Raw genomic sequence first — 1780 nt, forward strand, 5'->3', positions numbered from 1 at the left:
AACGATAGTAGACCTTTGAAAACTGAACAAAATTTTGACAATCAATAGTGTAGGGTCTTACAAATCGCAAGATTATGTAAGAAAACATTATGCGAAGTCAATTCGCAAAACAAACAATTAATGAGCTTGAAAAAGACTCATCATTTAATATGAGAGTTTGATCTTGGCTCAGGATGAACGCTGGCGGCGTGCCTAATACATGCAAGTCGAACGAACTTCCGTTAATTGATTATGACGTACTTGTACTGATTGAGATTTTAACACGAAGTGAGTGGCGAACGGGTGAGTAACACGTGGGTAACCTGCCCAGAAGTAGGGGATAACACCTGGAAACAGATGCTAATACCGTATAACAGAGAAAACCGCATGGTTTTCTTTTAAAAGATGGCTCTGCTATCACTTCTGGATGGACCCGCGGCGTATTAGCTAGTTGGTGAGGTAAAGGCTCACCAAGGCAGTGATACGTAGCCGACCTGAGAGGGTAATCGGCCACATTGGGACTGAGACACGGCCCAGACTCCTACGGGAGGCAGCAGTAGGGAATCTTCCACAATGGACGCAAGTCTGATGGAGCAACGCCGCGTGAGTGAAGAAGGGTTTCGGCTCGTAAAGCTCTGTTGTTAAAGAAGAACGTGGGTAAGAGTAACTGTTTACCCAGTGACGGTATTTAACCAGAAAGCCACGGCTAACTACGTGCCAGCAGCCGCGGTAATACGTAGGTGGCAAGCGTTATCCGGATTTATTGGGCGTAAAGCGAGCGCAGGCGGTCTTTTAAGTCTAATGTGAAAGCCTTCGGCTCAACCGAAGAAGTGCATTGGAAACTGGGAGACTTGAGTGCAGAAGAGGACAGTGGAACTCCATGTGTAGCGGTGAAATGCGTAGATATATGGAAGAACACCAGTGGCGAAGGCGGCTGTCTGGTCTGCAACTGACGCTGAGGCTCGAAAGCATGGGTAGCGAACAGGATTAGATACCCTGGTAGTCCATGCCGTAAACGATGATTACTAAGTGTTGGAGGGTTTCCGCCCTTCAGTGCTGCAGCTAACGCATTAAGTAATCCGCCTGGGGAGTACGACCGCAAGGTTGAAACTCAAAAGAATTGACGGGGGCCCGCACAAGCGGTGGAGCATGTGGTTTAATTCGAAGCTACGCGAAGAACCTTACCAGGTCTTGACATCTTCTGACAGTCTAAGAGATTAGAGGTTCCCTTCGGGGACAGAATGACAGGTGGTGCATGGTTGTCGTCAGCTCGTGTCGTGAGATGTTGGGTTAAGTCCCGCAACGAGCGCAACCCTTATTACTAGTTGCCAGCATTAAGTTGGGCACTCTAGTGAGACTGCCGGTGACAAACCGGAGGAAGGTGGGGACGACGTCAAATCATCATGCCCCTTATGACCTGGGCTACACACGTGCTACAATGGATGGTACAACGAGTCGCGAGACCGCGAGGTTAAGCTAATCTCTTAAAACCATTCTCAGTTCGGACTGTAGGCTGCAACTCGCCTACACGAAGTCGGAATCGCTAGTAATCGCGGATCAGCATGCCGCGGTGAATACGTTCCCGGGCCTTGTACACACCGCCCGTCACACCATGAGAGTTTGTAACACCCAAAGCCGGTGGGGTAACCTTTTAGGAGCTAGCCGTCTAAGGTGGGACAGATGATTAGGGTGAAGTCGTAACAAGGTAGCCGTAGGAGAACCTGCGGCTGGATCACCTCCTTTCTAAGGAATAAACGGAAACCCACACTATGTCAAAGTTTTGTTTAGTTTTGAGAGGTTT

General features: G+C 48.8%; 1 other annotated feature (cut by a window edge).

Going from position 1 to position 1780, the window contains the following annotated elements:
* The first annotated feature begins 145 nt into the window (after positions 1 to 145).
* Positions 146 to 1780 (plus strand) — a sequence feature (most likely nonfunctional fraction of RNA operon); it runs 2628 nt beyond the window's last position.

It is taken from the genome of Pediococcus sp. EKM201D (assembly GCF_011800215.1).
GTDB classification, from domain to species: Bacteria; Bacillota; Bacilli; order Lactobacillales; family Lactobacillaceae; genus Pediococcus; species Pediococcus pentosaceus.